The organism is Streptomyces sp. YS-3 (genome assembly GCF_045257485.1).
Classification (GTDB): Bacteria; Actinomycetota; Actinomycetes; order Streptomycetales; family Streptomycetaceae; genus Streptomyces.
Genome location: NZ_JBJHPC010000630.1, coordinates 1 through 3,950, shown reverse-complemented (window position 1 = coordinate 3,950; position 3,950 = coordinate 1). Strand labels below are relative to the sequence as shown.

Below are 3,950 nucleotides of genomic sequence, written 5' to 3'. Positions count from 1 at the left end.
CCTCCCCCTCACCGGCGCCCGGGCCGCACGTCGGTCCGCGCGCCCGAGGGGGAGGCGGCTGCTGCGCGCGGGCGCGAAAAACCCCTGCCCGCACGGAATCCGTGCGGGCAGGGGTTCAGGAAACGGTCAGGCTGCCGGGTCGGCGGCGGGGGTCGGCGTCCCGCCGGTCGGCTCGGTCGCGGGGGCCTCGGCCTCCGCCTTCGCCCGTGCGATCCGCTCGTCCGCCGCCGCGCGGATCGCGCGCCATGCGGACTCTGCGGCCTGCTGCTCCGCTTCCTTCTTGCTGCGGCCGGTGCCGGTGCCGTACGAGACACCACCGACGCGGGCGGCAGCAGTGAAGGTTTTCTCGTGGTCGGGACCCGTCTCGGAGACCAGGTACTCCGGAACGCCGAGGCCTTCGGCCGCGGTGAGCTCCTGGAGACTGGTCTTCCAGTCCAGGCCGGCCCCGAGGTTCGAGGACTTCTCGATCAGGGGGTCGAAGAGCCGGTGGACGAGCTCGGAAGCCGCCCCAAGACCCTGGTCCAGATAGACCGCGCCGATCACCGCTTCAAGGGTGTCGGCGAGGATGGAAGCCTTGTCCCGGCCGCCCGTGCCCTCTTCGCCCCGGCCGAGCCGGATGAAGGAGCCGAGGTCGAGCCCACGGCCCACCTGCGCCAGCGCACGAGAGTTGACCACCGCGGCCCGGAGCTTGGCCAACTGGCCTTCCGGGAGATCGGGGTGGGTACGGTACAGCGTGTCGGTGACGACGAGACCGAGCACCGAGTCCCCGAGGAACTCGAGCCGTTCGTTGGTCGGCAGACCGCCGTTCTCGTATGCGTAGGAACGATGGGTCAGCGCACGCACCAGAAGGGCGGACTCAAGGTGATACCCGAGCCGCCCTTCCAGAAGCGTGTGGGACGAGGCCGAGTTGTTGTCGCTACTGCCCGCCTTCTTGGCGCCGGCATTCGACAGATCAGACATCGGGCCTCTCACCAGCCGCTCAGACCTCGAGGACCTGGCGCTTGTTGTAGGTGCCGCAGCTCGGGCACGCGATGTGCTGCTGCTTCGGCTCCTGGCAACGCTCACACGAAACCAGGGTGGGGACCGCAGCCTTCCACTGCGACCGGCGGTGGCGCGTGTTGCTGCGCGACATCTTCCGCTTCGGAACAGCCACGGCTACTTCTCCTGCTTCTCGGCGGCGCGCTGCACGTCAGAGGCAGTGCCGCTCATGTTGTCCTTCTCGCCGTCCTGGATGGTCCCGGCGAGTCCTTGCAGTGCCGCCCAACGGATGTCGACGGCGTCGTGGTGGTGGTCGGGGTCGTCCTCAAGCCTGAATCCACAGGTGGAACACAGGCCGAGGCAGGTCTCCCGGCACACCGGCTGCATCGGCAGTGCGAGCACCACCGCGTCACGCAGCACCGGCTCGAGGTCGAACATTCCGTCCTCGAGCGGCATGACGTCCTCGTCCTCGGCGTCGTCGGCCGGCTCCGCCTGCTTGCTGCGGCCCCGGTCGTCGGCGTCAGGGTACGAGAACAACTCCTGGAAGTCCGCATCGAGCGCGAGCTCCAGCGGCTCCAGACACCTTACGCACTCCCCCTCGGCCGATGCACGGGCGGTGCCTGTGACAAGCACCCCTTCCATGACCGACTCCAGGCGGAGCTTGATCTCCACGGGCGCGCCCTGGGGCACACCGATAACACCGTCGATCCCGAGATCGGCGGGCGCCTCGACCGTGCGGGAGATCCGCTGGAGGGCACCGGGACGCCGGCCCAGCTCGCGTGTGTCGAACACGAGAGGGTTGCGGTGGTCGAGGTGCGTACTCAGGGTTCTTCCCGCTTTCGGATCGTGGAGGGTTGGCCGCCAGGCGTCGCCGTGGGTGCGGCGATGCGCGGGCAGCGTTGATCGCGGACGTACGCGCGACCGAAGAGCCAGTTTACTTGACGCGCCGCGTTTGACCCAATCCGGTCCCGCGGCCCGCCCCGGAGGGGGGCGGTGCGCTCAGCGGCCCTGCTCGTACTGCCGCAGCTGTTCGAGGTCGATCATGCTCGTGTCGAAGAGGCTGGTCTCGTCGAGCGCGGGCTGCTGCGGGTGCGCGGTCTGCCGGCCGTAGTCCTGACCGTGCCCGCCCTGCTGGTCGTGGTGGACCTGGCCCGGGTCGTGCAGCTGGCCCTGGTCCTGGCCGTATGCCTGGGGGTCGTAGGCGTACGGGTCCTGCTGCTGCGGGTCGTAGCCGTACTGGGCGTACTGCTGCTGGGGCTGCTGGTAGGCGTACGGGTCCTGCTGGGCCTGCGGCTGGGCCTGGGCCTGGGCCTGTCCGTAGCCGTACGGGTCGTAGACCTGGGCGGGGACCCCGGCCTGCTGGGGCTGCTGGGACTGCGCGGCCTGCGGCTGCGGGTCGGCCAGCTCGGCCAGGCCCGCCAGGTAGTCCGCGTCGCTGGTGTGGCCGCCGAGGGCGCCCGCGGCGTCCTGGGCGGCCATGTGGGCGCCCAGCTCGTCCGAGGCGATCCGTCCGTGCAGCTTCTCGCGGCCCCGGCCCACGGCCTCCAGCGTCTTGGCGAGGACGGCCTCGAAGGCGCCGAGCTTGGCGTCGACGTACTCGTCGGCGCGCTGGATGAGCGTCTGGGGGTCCGCGCTGTACTCGGGCGCGTCCGCGTCCGCCTGCCCCTGCTCGTCGAGGCCGGGGCCCCGGCCGAGGAGCTTCTCCCGGCCCCGGTCGACCGAGCCGATGGTCTTGGTGAGGACGACCTCGAAGTTGGCCAGCTTGGAGTCGACGTAGTCGTCGGCCTCGGCGCGGATCTCCTCGGCCTCGCGCTTGGCGTCGGCGAGGATGCGGTCGGCCTCGTCCTGGGACTGGCGGGCGACGGCCGTGTCGGAGATCAGCGTGCCGCGCTGGGCGTGCGCGGACTCGATGATCCGCTCGGCCTCCTGGCGGGCCTGCTCGACCAGCTGCTCACGGCCGCCGATCAGCTCCTGGGCCTGGGCGAGGGAGCCGGGCAGGGCCTGGCGCACCTCCTCCAGGAGCGCGAGCAGCTCGGCGCGGTTGACCACGCACGAGGCCGACATGGGCATGGAGCGGGCGCCGGCGACGACGTCGACGATCTCGTCCAGCTTCTTCTGCACGTCCACCGTGGGCTCGCCACTCTCTACGACTGGTTGGGAGACGGACGGGACGACTGTAAGGCCAGTCGGGGCCCGCCCGACACCAGCTGACGGTCAGTCAGCTCAGCGCTGTTCGGCGATCCGCGCCACGAGGGCGTCGTGGACGGTCGCGGGCAGCAGGTGGGAGACGTCCCCGCCCCAGGCCGCGACCTCCTTGACCAGCGACGACGACAGGAAGCTGTAGGTCGGGTTGGTGGGCACGAAGAGGGTCTCGACGCCCGAGAGGCCGTTGTTCATCTGGGCCATCTGGAGCTCGTAGTCGAAGTCGCTGACCGCGCGCAGACCCTTCACGATGGCCGGGATGTCACGCTGCTTGCAGAAGTCGACCAGCAGGCCGTGGAAGGACTCGACCTCCACGTTGCCGAAGTCGGCGGTCACCTCGCGGATCAGGTCGATCCGCTCGTCGATGGTGAACAGGCCCTTCTTCGACTGGTTGATCATCACCGCGACGTGCACGACGTCGTACAGCTTCGAGGCCCGGGCGATGATGTCGAGGTGTCCATTGGTGATGGGGTCGAACGATCCCGGACAGACGGCACGGCGCAACTGAAGTCCCTCGCTCCCGGTCATGGTGCGTCTTCGCACGTAGAGGCGGCGCGACCGTACCAAAGCGTGCCCTCGCCGTAACGGCGGGCCCGCAGCGGCTCGAACCCCTGGGGCCAGCCGAATTCCCCGCCTCTGGTGCTGCGCTCCACGGTGACCAGGCACGCGTCGGCGAGCCACCCCTGAGTGCGGAGTGTGAGGAGGATCTCGCGAAGATCGTCATCGGTGACCGCGTAGGGGGGGTCGAGGAACACCACGTCGAAGGGGGT

At 70.0% G+C, this 3,950-nt stretch carries 6 protein-coding genes; all 6 read right to left on the bottom strand.

The annotated features are described in order from the left end of the window. Positions 1-126: 126 nt before the first annotated feature. Complete coding sequence (gene rnc / locus ACJA3G_RS32195; RefSeq protein WP_406556574.1) at positions 127-960, bottom strand: ribonuclease III; 834 nt, start codon at positions 958-960, stop codon at positions 127-129. A gap of 19 nt (positions 961-979) precedes the next feature. Continuing rightward, positions 980-1,153 carry a 50S ribosomal protein L32 gene (gene rpmF / locus ACJA3G_RS32190; RefSeq protein WP_026165248.1) on the bottom strand — a complete coding sequence of 58 codons (174 nt, stop codon included), beginning with the start codon at positions 1,151-1,153 and terminating at the stop codon, positions 980-982. Positions 1,154-1,155: 2 nt separating this feature from the next. Next, positions 1,156-1,803 (bottom strand): YceD family protein, encoded by a 648-nt coding sequence (locus ACJA3G_RS32185; protein WP_406556575.1) that lies wholly within the window; start codon positions 1,801-1,803, stop codon positions 1,156-1,158. Between the two features lie 174 nt (positions 1,804-1,977). Beyond that, positions 1,978-3,105 carry an ATP synthase F0 subunit B gene (locus ACJA3G_RS32180; RefSeq protein ID WP_406556573.1) on the bottom strand — a complete coding sequence of 376 codons (1,128 nt, stop codon included), beginning with the start codon at positions 3,103-3,105 and terminating at the stop codon, positions 1,978-1,980. Positions 3,106-3,201: 96 nt separating this feature from the next. Then, on the bottom strand, positions 3,202-3,684 hold the full coding sequence (coaD, locus tag ACJA3G_RS32175) for a pantetheine-phosphate adenylyltransferase (RefSeq protein WP_358833541.1): 483 nt from the start codon (positions 3,682-3,684) through the stop codon (positions 3,202-3,204). 20 nt (positions 3,685-3,704) lie between these two features. After that, positions 3,705-3,950 (bottom strand): RsmD family RNA methyltransferase (locus ACJA3G_RS32170; protein ID WP_406556572.1); only part of this gene is annotated, 246 nt, incomplete at its 5' end.